15 protein-coding genes are annotated in these 18,296 nt (G+C 73.9%); 6 read left to right on the forward strand and 9 right to left on the reverse strand.

Annotation, left to right across the window (positions count from 1 at the left end; translation table 11 throughout):
- Positions 1–141 precede the first annotated feature (141 nt).
- Both ACH414_RS26635 and ACH414_RS26640 read right to left on the reverse strand, forming a co-directional pair.
- On the reverse strand, positions 142–1,371 hold the full coding sequence (locus ACH414_RS26635; protein ID WP_382541622.1) for an FAD-dependent monooxygenase: 1,230 nt from the start codon (positions 1,369–1,371) through the stop codon (positions 142–144).
- A gap of 181 nt (positions 1,372–1,552) precedes the next feature.
- On the reverse strand, positions 1,553–2,728 hold the full coding sequence (locus ACH414_RS26640) for a thiolase C-terminal domain-containing protein (RefSeq protein WP_398943629.1): 1,176 nt from the start codon (positions 2,726–2,728) through the stop codon (positions 1,553–1,555).
- 117 nt (positions 2,729–2,845) lie between these two features.
- Between ACH414_RS26640 and ACH414_RS26645 the strand changes: the two genes are divergently transcribed.
- Entirely contained in the window at positions 2,846–4,048 is a 1,203-nt protein-coding gene (locus tag ACH414_RS26645; protein WP_386566108.1) for an acyl-CoA dehydrogenase family protein, read from the forward strand.
- Positions 4,049–4,522, forward strand: coding sequence for a nitroreductase family deazaflavin-dependent oxidoreductase (locus tag ACH414_RS26650; protein WP_391769822.1), 474 nt, complete (start codon positions 4,049–4,051; stop codon positions 4,520–4,522).
- 106 nt (positions 4,523–4,628) lie between these two features.
- On the opposite strand, the gene ACH414_RS26655 is transcribed toward ACH414_RS26650, so the two are convergent.
- Positions 4,629–5,276, reverse strand: a complete 648-nt coding sequence (locus tag ACH414_RS26655; RefSeq protein WP_382541633.1) for a TetR family transcriptional regulator — start codon at positions 5,274–5,276, stop codon at positions 4,629–4,631.
- A gap of 412 nt (positions 5,277–5,688) precedes the next feature.
- On the opposite strand from ACH414_RS26655, the gene ACH414_RS26660 reads away from it, so the two are divergent.
- Entirely contained in the window at positions 5,689–6,465 is a 777-nt protein-coding gene (locus ACH414_RS26660; protein ID WP_398943632.1) for a VOC family protein, read from the forward strand.
- Positions 6,466–6,573: 108 nt separating this feature from the next.
- The gene (locus tag ACH414_RS26665) at positions 6,574–9,036 is read left to right on the forward strand and encodes a PQQ-binding-like beta-propeller repeat protein (RefSeq protein WP_398943634.1); all 2,463 of its coding nucleotides are present in this window, start codon (positions 6,574–6,576) and stop codon (positions 9,034–9,036) included.
- A 29-nt stretch (positions 9,037–9,065) separates the two neighbouring features.
- On the opposite strand, the gene ACH414_RS26670 is transcribed toward ACH414_RS26665, so the two are convergent.
- Positions 9,066–9,710, reverse strand: coding sequence for a hypothetical protein (locus tag ACH414_RS26670; protein ID WP_386566113.1), 645 nt, complete (start codon positions 9,708–9,710; stop codon positions 9,066–9,068).
- 122 nt (positions 9,711–9,832) lie between these two features.
- On the opposite strand from ACH414_RS26670, the gene ACH414_RS26675 reads away from it, so the two are divergent.
- The gene (locus ACH414_RS26675) at positions 9,833–10,471 is read left to right on the forward strand and encodes a hypothetical protein (RefSeq protein ID WP_398943636.1); all 639 of its coding nucleotides are present in this window, start codon (positions 9,833–9,835) and stop codon (positions 10,469–10,471) included.
- Here the strand turns inward: ACH414_RS26675 and ACH414_RS26680 are convergent.
- Genes ACH414_RS26680 through ACH414_RS26690 form a run of 3 tightly spaced genes read right to left on the reverse strand, consistent with a single transcriptional unit; the run spans position 10,437 to position 12,813 of the window.
- Complete coding sequence (locus tag ACH414_RS26680) at positions 10,437–11,231, reverse strand: enoyl-CoA hydratase/isomerase family protein (protein ID WP_398943638.1); 795 nt, start codon at positions 11,229–11,231, stop codon at positions 10,437–10,439. The two genes, ACH414_RS26675 and ACH414_RS26680, sit on opposite strands and share 35 nt — an antisense overlap.
- On the reverse strand, positions 11,228–11,665 hold the full coding sequence (locus ACH414_RS26685) for a Zn-ribbon domain-containing OB-fold protein (protein ID WP_382541651.1): 438 nt from the start codon (positions 11,663–11,665) through the stop codon (positions 11,228–11,230). Before ACH414_RS26685 ends, ACH414_RS26680 begins: the two co-directional genes overlap by 4 nt.
- Positions 11,666–11,670: 5 nt before the next feature.
- On the reverse strand, positions 11,671–12,813 hold the full coding sequence (locus ACH414_RS26690) for a lipid-transfer protein (RefSeq protein ID WP_386566117.1): 1,143 nt from the start codon (positions 12,811–12,813) through the stop codon (positions 11,671–11,673).
- 86 nt (positions 12,814–12,899) lie between these two features.
- Between ACH414_RS26690 and ACH414_RS26695 the strand changes: the two genes are divergently transcribed.
- A complete protein-coding gene (locus ACH414_RS26695) occupies positions 12,900–14,453 on the forward strand; it encodes a FadD3 family acyl-CoA ligase (RefSeq protein WP_398943640.1) in 1,554 nt (517 codons plus the stop codon).
- Between the two features lie 411 nt (positions 14,454–14,864).
- Here ACH414_RS26695 and ACH414_RS26700 read toward each other — a convergent pair whose 3' ends face one another.
- Both ACH414_RS26700 and ACH414_RS26705 read right to left on the reverse strand, forming a co-directional pair.
- On the reverse strand, positions 14,865–15,074 hold the full coding sequence (locus ACH414_RS26700; RefSeq protein WP_382541660.1) for a hypothetical protein: 210 nt from the start codon (positions 15,072–15,074) through the stop codon (positions 14,865–14,867).
- A gap of 216 nt (positions 15,075–15,290) precedes the next feature.
- On the reverse strand, positions 15,291–18,278 hold the full coding sequence (locus tag ACH414_RS26705; protein ID WP_398943786.1) for a BTAD domain-containing putative transcriptional regulator: 2,988 nt from the start codon (positions 18,276–18,278) through the stop codon (positions 15,291–15,293).
- Positions 18,279–18,296 lie beyond the last annotated feature (18 nt).

Genomic DNA, 18,296 nt, shown 5'->3' on the forward strand with positions numbered 1-18,296 from the left:
GTTCCCCTCCGGAAGCCTGATCAGGCAGGGACGGGTGGCCTTCGTTCGCGCGTGCCCCGCGCGGCCCCCTCCGGCACTTCCCGTCCGAAGGCGCGATCGTAACAGGGGCCTCATCCGCACCGGAAGCGATTTCGAACCAGTTCAAACCGCCCGGAGCGTCTCGTACTTCGCGTACTCCTTCACCGGCACCGCGTGCGCGGCCCGCTGGATCTCCTCGCGGATCTTGCGCGCGATCACGTTCTTCCACGGCATCTTCGGCAGCGTCCGCACCAGGAACATCCGCAGCGCGATCTTCCGGCGGGACGCGACCGTCATCTCCTTGGCCATCTTCTCCGCGAAGCGCTGGTTGAGCTCCACGCCCGGCCGCATCGCCGCCTCGTACGCCGCGAAGGCCGCCACGTGGTCCCCGCCCGCCGCCGCGAGCTCGCCCGCCAGGACGTAGGCGCCGGTCAGGGCGAGGCCCGTGCCCTGGCCCGAGGCGGGGGAGGTGCAGTGGGCGGCGTCGCCGAGCAGGACGACCCGGCCGCTCGACCAGCGGTCCATGCGGATCGTGGCGATCTGGTCGAAGTAGAAGTCGTCGGCGTCCGCCGCGTCCGCGATCAGCCGCGGGATCTCCCAGTCGTCGCCCGCGAAGGCCTCGGCCAGCAGGCGCTTCTGCGCGGTGCCGTCGCGGTGGTCGTACGCGAGCTCGGCGGGCGAGGCGAAGACGAAGCAGTTCTTGGCGGTGCCGGCGCTCTCGCCGGAGGTGCTGTAGACGGAGACCAGCTTGTTCGGGCGGGCGTGGTAGGTCTCCCAGCGGGTCAGCCCCAGCCGGTCCGGGCCCGTGAAGATCGAGATGTACGCGCCGAGGTGCTGCCGGAAGCGGCGCTCGTCGCCGAAGACCAGGCGCCGGGTGTGCGAGTGCATCCCGTCCGCGCCCACCACCAGGTCGAAGCGGCGCCGGGTGCCGCTCTCGAAGACGACGTCGACGCCCTCCCCGTCGTCGTGCAGGGAGGCGACGGAGTCGCCGAAGACGTACTCGACGTCCTCCCGGGTCTTGTCGTGGAGGATGCGCGCCAGGTCGCCGCGCATGATCTCGTCGTCCTGCTCCTCCCGCCCGCCGAAGATCTCGGCGGGCAGCTCGCCGACGGTGCGGCCCTGCGCGTCGACGTACGAACCGCCGTCCATGTCCGTGGAGGCGGCGCGCACCTCGTCGAGGATGCCCATCCGCGCGCAGATCTCGATGGCGTCGCCGCGCAGGTCGACCTTGTAGCCGCCGGTGCGCAGGGCGGGGGCCTTCTCGACGACGGTCGGGGCGAACCCGTAGCGGTGCAGCCAGAGGGCGAGGGCGGGGCCGGCGATCGAGGCGCCGGAGATCAGGACGGTACGCATGGCAGGACTCCTTGTCGGGTGGTGCGGGGCCGTCTCCGGCCCCGTACACATGACTATACGGATGTCCTACACGTCTGTCTATGACGCTTGTATAGATCGCGAGGGAAGGGGGAGGGGGGGAAGGGGGAGGGGCGAAGGGGGCCAGGGAGGGGGGCGAGGTCGTGTGGGACGGGGTGGGGGGTCAGCCCCGTCCCAGCACCACCGTCCCCGACGAGCAGAACCAGCCCCCCGTCCCCGACGCCACCGCCAGCTCCGGCAGGGAGCCGTCCCGGCGGCGCACCTGGAGCCCCGGCGCCTCGCCGCGCAGCTGGCGCACCGCCTCGACCAGGAGGAACAGGCCCCGCATCCCCGGGTGGCAGGCCGAGAGGCCACCGCCGTCCGTGTTGACCGGGAGGCGGTCCTCGCGCCCCTTCTCCTCGAAGAACGCGCCCCCCTCGCCCTTGGCGCAGAAGCCCAGGTCCTCCAGGGTCACCAGGGTCATATAGGTGAACGCGTCGTAGATCTCGGCCAGTTCGATGTCGGCCGGGGTCACCCCCGCCCGCTCGAAGGCGAGCCGGCCGCTGGCGGCCGCGGGGGAGACCGTGAAGTCCTCCCACTCCGACATCGTCGTGTGCGAGACGTACTCGCCGGTGCCCAGCACCCAGACCGGCGCCTTCGCCGTGTCCGGCACGTACTCCTCCGCCGCCAGCAGCACCGCGCAGCCGCCGTCGCTGCGGATGCAGCACTGCAGCTTGGTGAACGGGTCCGCGATCATCGGGCCGCCGAGCACCTCGTCGACCGTGATCGGGGTCCGGAACATCGCCTCCGGATTGAGCGCGGCGTTGGCCCTCGCCTGGACGGCCACCTCGGCCAGCTGCTCCAGGGTCGTGCCGTACTCGTGCATGTGGCGGCGGGCGGCCATCGCGTACTTGGCGATCAGGGTGTGGCCGTACGGCACCTCGAACTGGAGCGGCCCGCGGGAGCCGAAGGAGAGGTTGGAGGTGCGCCGGCGGGCCTTGATGTCGGCGCGGGCGGTGGAGCCGTAGACCAGCAGGACGGCGTTGGCGCGGCCGGTCGCGATGGCGTCGGCGGCGTGCGCCGCCATGACCTCCCAGGTGGCGCCGCCGACGGCGGTCGAGTCCACCCAGCGGGGCCGGAGCCCCAGGTATTCGGCGACCTCCACCGGGGCGAGGGTGCCGAGGCCGGCCGAGGCGAGGCCGTCGATCACCGAGCGGTCGAGCCCGCTGTCCGCGAGGGCGCGGCGGGCGGCCTGGGCGTGCAGGGCGTAGGGAGTGGCCTCGTCGACGCGGCCGCAGTCGGAGAGGGATATGCCGACGACGGCGACGCGGCGACGGCGGTCCCCTGAGGTGGTGGGCATGAATCTGACGGTACATCAGATAGTCGCGATCCGGTGGGCTCGTGCGGGTGTTGCGGGCTGTGCTTCTGGCGCCCGCCCCTCTAACATGACGGCCCGTCAGTTACGGAGGGGAGCCCCATGCGTACCGCCGCCGTCACCGAAGAGCAGCAGGAGATCCGCAGGACCCTGCGCGAACTCCTCGTCAAGCGGGCCGGGCCGGCCGAGATCCGCGCCGCCGTCGCGACCCCCGAGGGCTACGACACCGGGCTCTGGGCCACCATGGCCGGCACCCTCGGCCTGCCCGGACTCGCGCTGCCCGAGAAGTACGGGGGAGTCGGCTGCGGCCCCGCCGAACTCGCCCTCGCCTGCGAGGAGACCGGCCGGGCCCTCGTCCCCTCGCCGCTGATCGCCACCGCCGTCCTCGTCGCCCCGCTGATCGCCGCCCTCGGCACCGAACGGCAGCGCGCCGAGTTGCTGCCCCGGATCGCCGACGGCTCGCTGACCTGCGCCCTCGCCCTGCCCGGCGGCTCGCTCCCGCTCGCCCTCGGGCTCACCGGCGACAACGCGGCCGAGCCCTGGGCGGGCGGCGGACGCTCCGGCGGCGTCCAGGCGACCCGGACCGCGGGCGACGACGCCCCCTGGTCGCTGTACGGCGAGGCCGTCCACGTCCTCGACGGGCACAGCGCCGGGCTGCTCCTGGTCGCCGCCCACGCCGGAGGCTTCCCGCGCAGCCGCACCCTGCTCTTCCTCGTGCGGGCCGCGGAGGGCGTCGCCGGCCTGGTGCGGCAGCGGCAGCCCGCGCTCGACGTCACCCGCTCCCAGGCCACCGTCCAACTCCGGGACGTCCGAGCCGAATTGCTCGGAGCCGAAGAGGCCGAGCCGGCCGCCGCCCTCGCCGCGCTCGCCGCGACCGGGCGCACCGCCGCCGTCGCGCTCGCCGCCGAGGCGGTCGGCGCCGCCCGCGCCGCCCTCGACCGCACCGTCGAGTACGTCGGCACCCGCGAGCAGTTCGGGCGGCCCGTCGGCTCCTTCCAGGCGGTCAAGCACCGCCTCGCCGACCTCCTCGTCCAGGTCGAGTCCGCGCGCTCGCTCGCCTTCTGCGCCGCCCTCGACGACGCCGAACCGGAGGCCGGCGCGCCGGCCCTCGCCCAGGCCCTCGAAGCGCTCCGCGCGGCCGCCGCCGAGACCGTCCAGCTGCACGGCGGCATCGGCATCACCTGGGAGCACGACGCCCACCTCTACTTCAAGCGCGCGGCCGCGGACGAGCTCCTCTTCGGCCCCGCCCACCGGCTGCGCGCGCACGCGGCCGAACGCAGCGGACTCTTCGGAGAGGTGGCCTGAATGCCGATCGGACTGCGGATGATGCAGAAGGTGTCCTCCACCCGCGCCTTCGCCAGGGTCGCCCCGCACTTCATCCCCGCGATGGACAAGGCCGTGCACCGGCTGACCCGGGGAAAGGTGATGCTGAGCGCCCGGATGCTGCCCGGTGTGGTCCTCACCGCCAAGGGCGCGAAGTCCGGACGGCCGAGGGTGACCCCGCTCGCCTGCATGCCGGAGCCGGAGGCCGGGACCTGGCTGCTGATCGGCTCCAACTTCGGCCGCCCGGGGCACCCGGCCTGGACCGCCAACCTGCTCGCCCACCCGGACGCCGAGATCAGCTGGCGCGGCGAGAGCTTCCCCGTACGGGCCAGGCTGCTCACGGGACAGGAGCGGGCGGCGGCCTGGCGGGCGGCGCTGGAGTTCTGGCCGCCGTACGCGACGTACCAGGCGCGGATCGAGCGGGAGATCCGGCTCTTCCGGCTGACCCGGGCGTGAAAGAACGCCGGCGGCAGCCCCGTGCGTACGACTGCGTACGACTTGCGGGACCGCCGCCGGCGCGACAGGACGGGTGAAGGGAGCCCGCGGGCTCACCGGGAGGGGGCTACTTCGTCGGCTTCTTGCCCGTGATCCCCAGGTGCACCAACAGGGCGAGGTTCGGCTTGAGTTCGGCCTGCTTCACACCCCAGGTCTGGAAGCCCTTCTGGTGGCCGGCGACCGACGCCAGCATCGCCACCAGCGAGCCCGCCATCGCCGCGGGGCTGACGTCCTTGTCGACCTTGCCCTTCGACTGGAGCTCCTTCACCGCGTCCGTCAGGGAGTTGGTGACCGAGTTCAGGATCTTCATGCGGATCTTGTAGAACCGCTTGTCGCCCTCCGCGGCCCCGAGGTCCACCACCCGCAGGATCGCGTCGTGCCGCCGCCAGAAGTCCAGGAACCCCTCGACGAGTTCCTCGGAGGTCTGCCAACCGGCCTTGCCGACCCAGGAGCGGCCGGAGACCAGATCGGTCAACCCCGCGCCCTCCTTGGCCATTTCCTCCGCGATCTCGAGGACGGCGCCCTCGACGTCCGGGAAGTACTGGTAGAACGTCGCGGGTGAAGTGCCCGCCTTCCGGGCCACATCGATGACCTTGACGTCCCGGTAGGGCGAGGAGCTGAGCATCTCGCCGAGGCAGTCCAGCAGCTTCTGCCGGGTCGCCTGGCCGCGTCGTCCGGCCACGCGGCCGTCGACGGTGCGTACTTGTCCTGTCATGCCGTCAGCTTACCGAGGGGTGATCGGCGCGCGATTCGGCCGACTGCAAATGGGTATCGGGCCCCCACGGCGGCCCTGCGGCGGCCCTGCGGCGGCCCTGCGGCGGCCCTGCGGCGGCCCTGCGGCGGCCCCGCGCCGGCCCGGCGACACCCTGGCCACAGCCCGGCGGCAGCCCGGCACGGCCCTCCGCGGAGACCCCTGCCGAGACCCCTGCCGAGACCCCTGCCGAGACCTCCGCCGAGACCCTCCGTCGCGTCCCCCAACCCCGATAGGCTTATTAACAGCCTGTGGACAACTTCGGTGGACAACCCGGCGGGAACCCTTGCGGGACAAGGCCTCCCGCCCTCCTAAAGGCTCATATGTTCGTTTTTAGGGGGGTGCGGTCCGGAAGGACGGACCCTAGCGTGGGGCCATGGCGGTATACACACAGGGCACCCCCTGCTGGGTGGACGCGCAGCTCCCCGACCTCGAGGCGGGCAAGCGCTTCTACGGCGAACTCCTCGGCTGGGGCTTCGACCCCGACCGCGACGAGGCCCTCCTCGACGGCAAGCGGGTCGCCGGGCTGCTCCCCAAGCGGGACGGCCGGATGCCCACCACCTGGACCGTCTACCTCGCCACCTCCGACGCCGGCACCGTCGCCGCCCGGATCAAGGCCGCCGGCGGCCAGATGGTGATGGACCCCTACCCCGTCGGCCCCTTCGGCGTCCGGGCCCTGGCCGCCGACCCCGGCGGCGCCGTCTTCGGACTGCGCCAGTCCGGCGACGACGACGGCTTCGAGACCGTCAACGAACCCGGCGCCTTCTGCTGGATGGAGGTCTACACCCGGGAGCCCGAGGCGGTCGACACCTTCTACGCCACCGTCTTCGGCTGGCTCGGCAGCCAGGCCGACCCCGCCGCCGAGGGCCGCGGCGACGCCTTCGACTACCGCGTCTGGTCCCCGCCCGGCTCGCGCCCCGGCGACGACACCGCCTTCGGCGGCCGCGCCGTCATCACCGACGCCTTCCCCGCCGAGATGCCCGGCCACGTCCTCGTCTACTTCGCCGTCCGCGACTGCGACGAGGCCTGCGCCACCGCCGTCCGCCTCGGCGGGCGGGTCGCCACCGACCCCTTCGACACCCCCCACGGCCGGATCGCCGTCCTCCACGACAACCAGGGCGCCCGTTTCGCCGTCCTCTCGGAGCCGTCGTAACGGCCCCGGGACCGAACGGTGATATGAGGTAGGACACCCCGATCCGCCCCCGGGTTCGCAACCACCGCCCCGGACAGGAACAATCAGGGTCCACGGGGCCGTACCCTCATGGCCCTACGGGGAGGTGGCAGGCAAGTGGAGCAGCTGACGCAGCACGACCCGAGACGGATCGGGCCCTTCGAGGTGCTGGGCCGGCTCGGCGCGGGCGGAATGGGCCTCGTCTATCTCGCGCGCTCGGCGTCCGGGCGGCGCGTGGCGATCAAGACCGTGCGGACGGAGCTCGCCGAGGACCAGCTGTTCCGTGTCCGCTTCACCCGTGAGGTGGAGGCCGCGCGGGCCGTCTCCGGCTTCTACACCGCGGCCGTCGTGGACGCCGATCCGCGGGCCGCCGTGCCGTGGCTGGCCACCGCGTACGTGCCGGCGCCCTCCCTCGAAGAGATAGTGAACGAGTGCGGGCCGCTCCCGGCCCAGGCGGTGCGCTGGCTCGCGGCCGGCGTCGCCGAGGCCCTGCAGTCCATCCACGGCGCCGGGCTCGTCCACCGCGACCTCAAGCCCTCCAACGTCCTCGTCGTCGAGGACGGCCCCCGGGTGATCGACTTCGGCATCGCGTCCGGCGTCTCCAACACGCGCCTGACCATGACCAACGTCGCCGTCGGCACCCCGGCCTACATGTCTCCCGAGCAGGCCCGCGACTCGCGCAGCGTCACCGGCGCGAGCGATGTCTTCTCGCTGGGCTCGATGCTGGTGTTCGCCGCGACCGGGCACGCGCCCTTCCACGGGGCCAACCCCGTCGAGACCGTCTTCATGCTGCTGCGCGAGGGCCCCGACCTGGAGGGGCTGCCGGACGAGCTGCGCCCGCTGATCGACTCCTGCATGCAGATGGACGTCAGCAAGCGCCCCAGCCCGGCCGACCTCCAGGCCCAGCTCGCCCCGCACCTCTTCGGCTCCGGCAGCGACGACAGCGGCACGGCGGCGGCCTGGCTGCCGCAGCGTGCCACCGCGATGATCGAGGCGCGCCGAGGCGGGCGCCCCACCCCGCCCCCGGCCGACCCGCCGATGCCGCCGCGCCCGCCCCGGGGGCCCGCCGACTGGGGCGGCGACCCCCGCTCCGACCGGCCCTCCGACCGGCCCTCCGACCGGCCCGCCGGTCAGCCGGGCGGCGGGCGGCACGCCGGACCCGCGGCCGCCCCGGTGCCCGACGGCGGGCCCGTACGGCTCGCCGGCGCCGCCGTGCCCATCGGCCCCGGCCCCCGGGTCGCCGACACCCGTGCCGCCGTCGGCCTGGGCCTCGGCGCCGCCGCGGGCACCGCCACCGGCTGGATCCGCCCGCCCGGCGGCTCCGCCGGCACCGAGCCCGGCCCGCCGCCGGGCTCCCGCCCGCTGCCCGCCCCCGCCCAGGCCCCCGAGGCGCAGCAGCCCCAGCCGGCCCCCGAGGCGCCCGGCCACTGGCGGCCCTGGCGCTTCCGCATGTCCAACGACGTCTGGGGCACCCCCGTCGTCGACGGCGACCTGCTCTACGTCACCTCCTTCGAGGTGCACGCCCTGGACACGGCGAGCGGCCGGCGCCAGTTCAAGACGCGGGACGTCGCCTGGTCCATGGCGGTCGCCGGGGGCCGGATCCACGCCTCCGACGGGCCGACGCTGTACGCGCTCGACGCCCTCGACGGCAGCGAGCGCTGGCGGCTGCACACGGACGCCTGGGTGTACTCCCTCCAGGTGGACCGCGGCACCGTCGTCACCGGCACCCGTGGCGGCGGCGTCCAGGGCTGGGAGGCCTCCAACGGCGCCAAGCTGTGGGAGATCACCGGCGCCCAGACGGACTTCGAGACCCCCGAGGGCGGGCCCTTCGTGCACGGCGACACCGTGTACGTGTGGCGCGACGCCCGGCTCCAGGCGCTCGACGCCCGGACCGGCGTCGAGCGCTGGTCGTACCCGATCGGCGACGCCGCCTCCTGTGCGCAGGTGCCGGTCCGGGTGGCCCCGGCCGAGGACGGCTGTGTGTACATCTCGGCCGGCACCCGGGTGCTCTCCGTCGACATCGCGAGCGGGCACGTCCGCTGGCACTTCGAGGCGCCGGCCGTCTTCCTCTCGCCGCCGGCCTTCGCGCCGGGCCCGGCCGTGACCGGCGGCGGGGTCTACCTCGCCGACCACCTGGGCACGGTGTACGCACTCGACGCGACCACCGGCAAGGACCGCTGGCGGATCGCCACCGAGCCCCGCCAGTCCCTGGAGCCGGTCCTCGTCGCCGCGGGCAACGTCCATGTCGGCAGCGGCAGCGCGCTCTACACGCTCGACGCGGTCACCGGCACCCCGAAGTGGCGGTTCGCGGCGGGTGGCGAGCTGATCGGCACGCCGGTCGTCGCGGACGGCCGGGTGCACTTCGGCTCGGCCGACCACGTCCTCTACACGCTGGACGCGACCGGCGGCCAGCTGCGCTGGAAGCTGGCGACGGGCGGCGAGATCACCGGTTCGCCGGTGGCCAGGAACGGCGTCGTGTACGCGTGCAGCAAGGACCGCTGTGTGTACGCGCTGGACGCGGTGAAGGGGACGGCGACCAACCGGGGCGCCTAGGCGACGGCTCCTCCTCGGGCCCCCGGCGGCTACGCCCGGCCGCCCGGGGGCGACGGGGGCGGGGAGGCCTCGTCGCGGCCCGGCGGCTGCGGGTACGACCGGGTGTCGTCCGGCGACTGCGGGTACGACGGGGGCTCGTCCGGCGGCCCGTAGGCGTACGGACCGGCGGTCTGCGTCCGCTCGGACGGCCGGTCCGGCTGCGGCTGTCCGTCGAGGGTCGGGTGGGTCGGCGCGTACGGCTGGTCCACCCGGGTGGTGCGGCGCCGACGGCCCGACATCACGACCGCGCCCAGGAGCAGCAGCACCCCGCCGCCGAAGGCGTTGGCGACGCCGTCGCCGAGGCCGCGGCCGTCGCCCCCGACGGTCAGGCTTCCCTCGGCCTGTCCGACCCGCACCATCCACAGGATGGTGAAGCCGAGCACGACCACCCCGGCCAGGGCGACGAGCAGCCGGGAGCGCAGGACGACGCCGAGCAGGGTCAGCAGCGCGGCGAAGGCGAAGGGCAGCAGGATCGAGCCGATGACCTCGGCCTTGGCGTCGGTGATGCCGGTGAAGAGGTCGTCGATCGGATAGTCGCGCCCGTGACGGCCGTCGTACCAGGCACGGAAGGGGCTCCAGACGGCGGCCGTCGCTCCGGCGAGCGCCAGGACCGAGCCGACGATGTTGCGGATCATCGTGCGGCCTCCTCGGGTCCGGGCTCTCGCTGTCGACGCTACGCCGGGTGCGGGGGGCCCGCCACGCGGCGCGGGCGCCTCGCTAGGGTGACGCGCACACGACGAACGAACGGGGTGGGGGAATGGTCCGCACACGGCTCAAGCTCGCGGCGACGCTCACGGTGGTGGTGCTCGCCCTGACCGGCTTCCAGACGAGCAGCGGCGGTCACGGCGGCGGCCACGGCTCGGGCAAGAGCAGCGGCAAGTCGGGCAAGAGCAAGAGCGGCAGCAGCGGGAGCAGCGGCGGCGGCTGCTCCAGTTCCAAGAAGAAGAACGACGACTACGACGACTACGACGGGGACGGTTCGGGCGGCTCCACGGCCACCGCCGGCCCCACCGCCTCGGGCAGCGCGTACCCGAAGGGCGGCGTCGAGGTCGTCGTGGTCGACTGCGTGAAGCCCGCGCAGAAGAAGCGCAAGGGCAAGCCGGCCCGGAAGGCCGACACCACCGCCACCCTGCGGATCGTGACGCGCGACGGCTGGTCCGCGGGGACCTATGTGGTGACCCTGGAGTTCAAGGGCAGGACCGGTTCGGCGGTGGACCGGGTCGAGACCCGGGTCGCGGTCGGGGCCGAGGAGTCGAAGGACTTCGAGGTCGCGATGAAGAACCCGCGGGCCGTCGACCAGGTCAGGAACTGCTACGTCTACGACGTGCGCAAGCAGACCGCGGACACCCCCACGCCCACCCCTACCGCGTCCGGTAGCCCGTCGTCCTCCTCGTGAACAGCTCGGCCTGCCGCTTCGCCGGCAGGTTCCCCAGGGTGACCAGGTGCGGCGCGTGGGCGAGCGCCTGGGCGCGGGCGGCCTCCCTGGCCGACCACAGGGCCCGGACGGTCCCCTGGACGGCCTCGGTGGGGTAGGAGGCGATGACGGCGGCGGCGTCCCGGGCGGCGGCGAGCGCGCCGCCGGGGGCGGTCAGCTCGGAGACCAGGCCGGTCTCGTACGCGCGCCGGGCGGAGACCCGTTCGGCGGTGCCCATGAGGGCCATCCGGGCGACTTCCCCGTACGGCATCCGCTGCGCCATGTGGATGGTCTCGAAGGCGGAGACCATGCCGTAGGAGGTGTGCGGGTCGAAGAAGCTCGCGTCCTCGCCGGCCACCAGGAACTCGGCCTCGCCGAGCAGGTAGAACGCCCCGCCGCAGGCCATTCCCTCGACCGCGGCGATCACCGGTTTCCACAGGTCGTTGGCCTTGGGGCCGATCGTGAGCAGCGGGTCGTCGATGGTGTACGGCGAGGGGGGCTGCGGCACGTCGGCGGCGGCCGTGCGGTCGATGCCGGTGCAGAAGGCCCGGCGGCCGGCGCCGGTGACGACGACGGCGCGGACCTCGTCCTCGTAGCGGAAGCCCCGCCAGGCCGCGGCGAGCGCGCCGGCCATCTCCAGGGTGAGGGCGTTGTGCTTGTCGGCCCGGTCGAGGGTGACGACGGCGACGCCGGTCTCCTTGTCCCGCTCGACGCGGATCCCGGGGGTGTCCGGCCCGGTCATCCGCGCTCCAGCAGCCAGCGCGGCACGACGGCCCCGTCGATCTCGGCGAACGCCACCCGTACGGCCGCGCCGATCCGCAGCCGGGCCGGGTCGACGGAGTTCAGCGGGGCGTCGGGGGCGGCGACGACGTTGCCGGCGAGGCGGATGCGGGGGGCGTCGGAGAGCTCGACGAGGACCGCGTTGTACGGGGCCTGGGCGGCGTAGTCGGGGAGCAGCGGCGGGTGGGGGATGACGTAGGACCAGATCCGGCCGCGGCCGGACATGAGGCGCCACTCGCTGTCGAAGGACTGGCAGTGCGGGCAGCAGGGGCGGGGCGGGAAGCGGAGTTCGCCGCAGTCGGGGGCCGCGCAGGCCTGGACACGGAGCTCGCCGCGGGCGGCGTACTCCCAGAAGGGGGCGCCGTCCTCGTCGGTGACGGGGGTGAGCAGGGCCATGGGTCTCAGCTCCTCAGCAGGATGGCGGACGTGGGGACGCCCTCGCCGGCGGTGACCAGGCAGGTGGCGGCGTCGGGGACCTGGGCGGTGGAGCTGCCGCGGAGCTGTTTGACGCCCTCGTTGATGAGGTTGAAGCCGTGGACGTAGGCCTCGGAGAGGCCGCCGCCGCCGGTGTTGAGGGGGAGCCGTCCGCCGAGTTCCAGGGCGCCGCCCTCGGTGAAGGCGGCACCCTCGCCGCGGCCGCAGAAGCCGTAGCCCTCCAGGGAGAGCGGGATGAGGGGGGTGAAGGCGTCGTAGATCTGGGCGACGTCGACGTCGTCGGGCCCGAAGTCGGCCTGCTTCCACAGGTGTCGGGCGGCGGTCCAGGCGGGTCCGGAGAGCGGGTCGTCGTTCCAGTAGTTGACCATGCCGTGGTGCTGGGCGGGCAGGCCCTGGGCGGCGGAGTGCACGTAGACGGGCTTCTGGCGGCAGTCGCGGGCGCGTTCGGCGGAGACGATCACGCAGGCCAGGGCCCCGTCGGTCTCCAGGCAGTTGTCGAAGAGGCAGAGCGGCTCGCTGATCCAGCGGGAGGTCATGTACATCTCGCGGGTCAGCGGGCGCTCGTACATCATCGCGGCGGGGTTCTGGTTGGCCCGGTTGCGGCAGGCGAGGGCGACGTTGAAGAGGTGGTCGCGGGTGGCGCCGTACTCGTGCATGTAGCGGCGGGCGAGCATGCCGATCTCGTCGGCGGGGCGGAGCAGCCCGAAGGGGCGGGTCCACTGGCCGGGGGTGGGCAGCTGGACGGCGGTGTTCTTCCAGGGGCGCGGCCCGCTGCCGCGCTTGCGGGACCGCCAGGCGACGCCGACGGTCGCCTGTCCGGCGGCGATGGCGGCGGCGAGGTGTCCGACGGTGGCGCAGGAACCGCCGCCGCCGTATCCGACCTTGCTGAAGAAGGTGACGTCGCCTGCCCCGATGGCCTTCGCCACCTCGACCTCGTCGGTCTCCTCCATGGTGTACGAGGCGAAGGCGTCGACCTCGGAGGGGGCGATTCCGGCGTCGTCGAGGGCGGCGAGGATCGCCCGGCAGGCGAGGGCCTTCTCGGACTCCGGGAGCTGTTTGGCGAAGGGGGTCTGGCCTATCCCGACGATGGCTGTTGCGTCCTTGAGCACGAGGTCCTCCCGGCACGGCAGCACTGCTGACAGCGCGTCAGGCTACAGCTAATCTGACGGATAGTCAGCTACGGGAGGGGTGGACGATGACGCCGGAGTACGGCTCGATACCTGACTCGATACCGGAGTTGGTGCGCTGGGCGGCCGAGCGCTACGGGCCGCGCGAGGCGGTCGTCGACGGCCGCACCCGGATCTCGTACGCCGAGCTCGGCGAGCGCGTCGAGCGCGCGGCGGCGGCGTGCCTGGCCGCCGGGATCCGGGCGGGGGACCGGGTCGGCATCTGGGCCCCCAACACCCTCGACTGGATCGTCTCGGCGCTCGGCGCGGTGACGGCGGGCGCGGTGCTCGTCCCGCTCAACACCCGCTTCAAGGGTGCGGAGGCGGCGGACGTACTGGCCCGGTCCCGGGCCCGCCTGCTCTTCGTCACCGGCACCTTCCTCGGCACCTCCTACGTGGCCTCGCTGCGCCGGGCCGGGGTGGAACTGCCGGATCTGGAGCGGGTGGTGGTCTTCGGCGACACGGCACCGGACGACGCCGGCTACACGACCTGGAAATCCTTCCTCTCGGAGGGCAACGAGGTCCCGGCGGCACAGGTGTGGTCGAGGGCCGGGTCGATCCCCTCCTCGGCCCCCTCGGACATCATCTACACCTCCGGCACCACCGGCCGCCCCAAGGGCGCCGTCATCACCCACGAACAGACCCTGCGCTGCTACGCGGCGTGGAGCGAGCTGGCCGGACTCAGGGAGGGCGACCGCTACCTCATCGTGAACCCCTTCTTCCACACCTTCGGCTACAAGGCCGGAGTCATCGCCTGCCTCCAGCGCGGGGCGGTGATGATCCCGCAGCCGGTCTTCAACGTGGACACGGTCCTCGCCAACATCGCGGCGGAACGCGTCTCGGTCCTCCCGGGCCCGCCCACCCTCCACCAGTCCCTGCTCGACCACCCCTCCCGCGGCTCCCACGACCTGTCGACCCTGCGCCTGGTCGTCACCGGCGCCGCGGTGGTCCCGCTGCAGCTGGTCGAACGGCTCCGGAGCGAGCTGGGCGTCGGCACGGTCCTCACGGCGTACGGCCTCTCCGAGGCGAGCGGCATCGTCACGATGTGCCGCCGCGGCGATCCGGCGGAGGTGATCGCGCGCACCTCGGGCCGCCCGATCCCTGGTACGGAGCTCCGCCTCTCCTCCTCGGGCGAGGTCCTGGTCCGCGGCTTCAACGTGATGCGCGGCTACTTCGAGGACGAGGAGGCGACGGCCGCGGCGATCGACGAGGACGGCTGGCTGCACACGGGCGACGTCGGCGTCCTGGACCCGGCCGGCAACCTGCGCATCACCGACCGGATCAAGGACATGTTCATCGTCGGCGGCTTCAACGCCTACCCGGCGGAGATCGAGCAGCTCCTCGGACTCCACCCGGACATCGCCGACGTCGCCGTCATCGGCATCCCGGACCCCCGCCTCGGCGAGGTCGGCAAGGCCTTCGCGGTCCGCCGCCCGGGCGCCCGGGTGACCGCCGACGACCTGATCGCCTGGTCCCGCCGCGAGATGGCCAACTACAAGGTCCCGCGCGAGGTCGAGTTCGTCTCCGAGCTGCCGCGCAACGCGAGCGGCAAGGTGGTGAAGGGGGCGCTGCGGGCCCGCTGACCCCGGCGGACGCCAAAGGGCCTGGACCGGTTGTGCCGGTCCAGGCCCTCCCCCCTGCGCGCGCGTGGCGTGCCTCGTCCCGGTGGGGCGGACGGTCCCCACCGCCTGCCGTCCGGGACGTGATCGATCATCGTGGAACTCGAACGCGGGTACGAGCCCGGCCGGTGTACTTCGTCAGGTCCGCGCGGCCCGACGGCGCGGCCCGCGACCGTCCGACGTGCGGCGGAGGGGCCGGGCGTGAACCCGGCCCCTCCGTCCTACGATCGCCCACGCCCACCGCACCGGACCGTGCCCCCGGATCCCCCCGGACCGGGGGCGTCCCCCGAACCGGTGCGGCGTTTCCCTGCGGACGACCACGGCCCCGGCGACTCCCCCGATGGCGCCTCCGGAACCGTCCCCGTGGTGTGCGGTTCAGATGGTCGGCTTGGCCGGCTCGGACGTGGCGTGCATGTCCAGGGTGGTGATCTCGTCCTTCTTGCCCGTGACCTTCGCGGTGATGGCATCGATCGCGGGCTCGGACGTGGCGTGCATGTCCTTGGTGGTGATCCCGCTCTCGGTGCCGCCGGTGGCGTGCATGTCCTGAGGCTTGACGACCGGGTCCTGCTCGATCGGGTTGCTCATCTCGTCAGCTCCTGCGTCTGATGGTTGGGGATGCGGCGCTCGATCCGTCCGGCCGCTCCCCCGTGACCAGCCGGACGGATCTCTCGTGGCCGCTCACCCTAGTTGCCAGCAGTGACGGCCTTGCCGGTGACCCGTCTGCCCCCCGACGCGACGGATCGACAAGAGAATCGTGCCGCGCGGGGATAAACGAACGATGAACGTGCAGGCCGAGGGAGTTCAGGCCGCCGAGATGACGTTCAGCAGCTCGCGGACCTCTGCCGCCTCGGGGGAGTCGAGCCTCTCGAAGACGTCGAGCGCCTCCTGCCAGCAGACCTGGGCGCGGCCCGACTGGCCGATGCCGCAGAGGGCCCGTCCGAGCACCGTCAGCACGTTCGCGCGGCGCCACTCACCGCCGATGCCCCGCAGGACGGTGAGCGCCATCTCCGCGTTGGACGCCGCCTGCGCGTGACGTCGCGCCGCGATGTCCACCTCCGCCAGACGGAACAGGGTCATGCCCTCCCACAGCCGCTGCCGGCTGTCCCGGAACACCTCCAGCGCCTCCCGCAGCCGGTCGACGGCCGGACCGAGCTGCCGGGCCTCGGTGAGCGCGAGGCCCAGGGCGTAGCGCCCGTTGGCGCCGCGCAGCGACTGCCCGATCGAGTCGTAGATCGCCGTGCCCTCCTCGGCGAGGGCGATCGCCTGCGCGGTGCGCCCGGTGGCGAGGTGGATCCGGGACAGGTTGCACAGGGCGCTCGCCTCGCCGGGCCGGTCGCCGATGCCGCGGAACCGCTCGATGGCGTGGGCGAGATGCAGCTCGCCCTCCTCGAACCGGCTCTGGTACAGGGCGATGATGCCCCGCGCGTTGGCCGACCAGCAGGCCGGCAGCGGGTCGTCGGCGGCCTTCGCGCAGGCCAGCGACAGCGTCGCGTCGCGGTCGGCCTCCTCGAAGCGGCCCGCGGTGTGGTGGACGCCGGCCAGTGCCATCAGGGCCCGGCCCTCGGCGCGTGCGTCCGCGAACTCGTGGGCCGCGTCGCGGACGCCCGAGGCGATCGCCTCGAACTCCTTCGCGTTCGTCCCGGACTCGCCCAGGTCCAGCGCCGCCCACAGCAGGTCCACCGCCCGCCGCAGCGTCCCCGGCGCCGTCGCCGACTGGCGCACGCAGGCCAGGAGGCAGTTGGCCTCGGCGTAGAGCCAGTCCTGGGCGGCGTGCCGGTCGGTGAAGGCGAGGCCCTCGTACGCGGTGGCCTCAAGGTGGTCGACGAGCCGGTCGCCGGGCCGTTCCAGCGCGTAGACGCGCGAGGCCGTCGACAGATAGAAGTCCAGCAGCCGCGACAGCGCCAGTTCGCGTTCCGCCGGGGGCTGTTCGTCGCGTTCGGCGCAGGCGCGCGCATAGAGCCGCACGAGGTCGTGGTAGCGGTAGCGGCCGGGGGCGGCGGACTCGACGAGGGAGGTGTCGACAAGGGCCTCCAGGAGGTCCTCGGTCTCCCACTCGGGGAGGTCCAGGACGGCCGCGGCCGCCGCCAGCGAGATGTCCGGGCCGTCCGCGAGGCCCAGCAGGCGGAAGGCGCGGGCCTGGGCCGGCTCCAGCTGGCCGTAGCCGAGCTCGAAGGTCGCCTTGACGGCCAGGTCGCCGGCCTGGAGCTCGTCGAGCCGGCGCCGCTCGTCGGCCAGCTTGGCGGCCAGGACCGAGACCGTCCAGGTGCGCCGCGCGGCCAGGCGCGAGGCGGCGATGCGGATGGCCAGCGGCAGGAAGCCGCAGGCCGCGACCACGTCGAGGGCGGCCTCGCGCTCCGACTGGACACGCTCGCTGCCCACGATCCGGGTGAAGAGCTGCAGGGCTTCCTCGGGCGACATCACGTCCAGGTCGACGAGGTGCGCACCGGCCAGGTCGACCATGCGGATCCGGCTGGTGACCAGGGCCGCGCAGCCCGCCGTCCCCGGCAGCAGCGGGCGGACCTGGGCGGCGTCCCGGGCGTTGTCCAGCAGGACCAGGACCCGGCGGCCGTCGAGCGTGGAGCGGTAGAGGGCCGCGCGCTCGTCCAGCGAGTCGGGGATCGCCGAGTCCGGGGTGCCCAGGGCCCGCAGGAACGCCCCGAGGACCGTCTCCGGGGCCACCGCGCGCGAGCCCGCGCCCTGGAGGTCGACGTACAGCTGCCCGTCCGGGAAGTGCGGCCTGGCCTCGTGGGCCACGTGCACGGCCAGGGTCGTCTTGCCGACGCCTCCGATGCCCGCGAGGGCGGAGACCGCCATGACGTGCCCCTCGGCCGTCGCCAGCCGGTTGCCCAGCTCCCGTACGAAGGAGGCGCGGCCGGTGAAGTCCGGCACGGTCGCGGGCAGCTGCGCGGGGCGGGCCACGGGCGCCGCGGCCGGGGGCTGCTCGTCCACGGGGCGGGCGAGTTCGGCGTCGGCCTGGAGGATGCGCTGCTGGAGGCGGGAGAGCTCGGGGTTCGGATCGACCCCCAGCTCGTCGGCGAGCAGCCGGCGCGTGTCGGCGTAGACGGCGAGGGCCTCCGCCTGCCGGCCGGAGCGGTAGAGCGCGAGCATCAGCAGTTCGCGCAGGCGCTCGCGCAGCGGGTGGGCGGCGGTGAGGGCGGTCAGCTCGGAGACGGCCTCCGCGTGGGCGCCGACCTCCAGGTCCAGGTCGAGGCGGGTCTCCAGGAGCTGGAGCCGCCACTCCTCCAGGCGGGTGCGCTGGGCCTCGGCGTACGGTCCGGGGACGGAGGCGAGGGTCTCGCCCTCCCACCGTCCGAGCGCCTCGTTCAGCCGGTCGCGGGCGGCGCACCGCTGCCCCGCGGCGCGCAGCTTCTCGGCCTGGGCGGCCAGCTCGTGGGCCTCGGCGAGGTCGAGGGTGAGACCGGGCGCGGTGGTGCGCAGCGCGTAGCCGCCGGACTCGCTGACCAGCACCCCGGGGTCGAGGATCTTGCGCAGCCGGGAGGCGTACGTACGGACGGCGGCGAGCGCCTGGGAGGGCGGCTCCTCGCCCCAGATGGCGTCGATCAGCTCGGCGGCGGTGGCCGTGCGCCCGTCGCGCAGGAGGAGCGCGGCGAGCAGGGCCCGCTGCTGCGGCGAGCCGGTGGGCAGCGCCTCCTCGCCCCGCGCGGCCCGCACGGGGCCGAGCACACCGAAGCGGAGCGCGGCGGGGGCGGGCGGCGTGGTGGCGGGCACGCCGGGGGCACCGGCCGTGCCCGTACCTTCGACGGGGGCACCGCTCGTGCTCGTACGCATGTCGGAGGCCGTGCTCGT

The sequence above is a fragment of the Streptomyces sp. NPDC020422 genome, assembly GCF_044386705.1.
GTDB lineage: Bacteria > Actinomycetota > Actinomycetes > Streptomycetales > Streptomycetaceae > Streptomyces.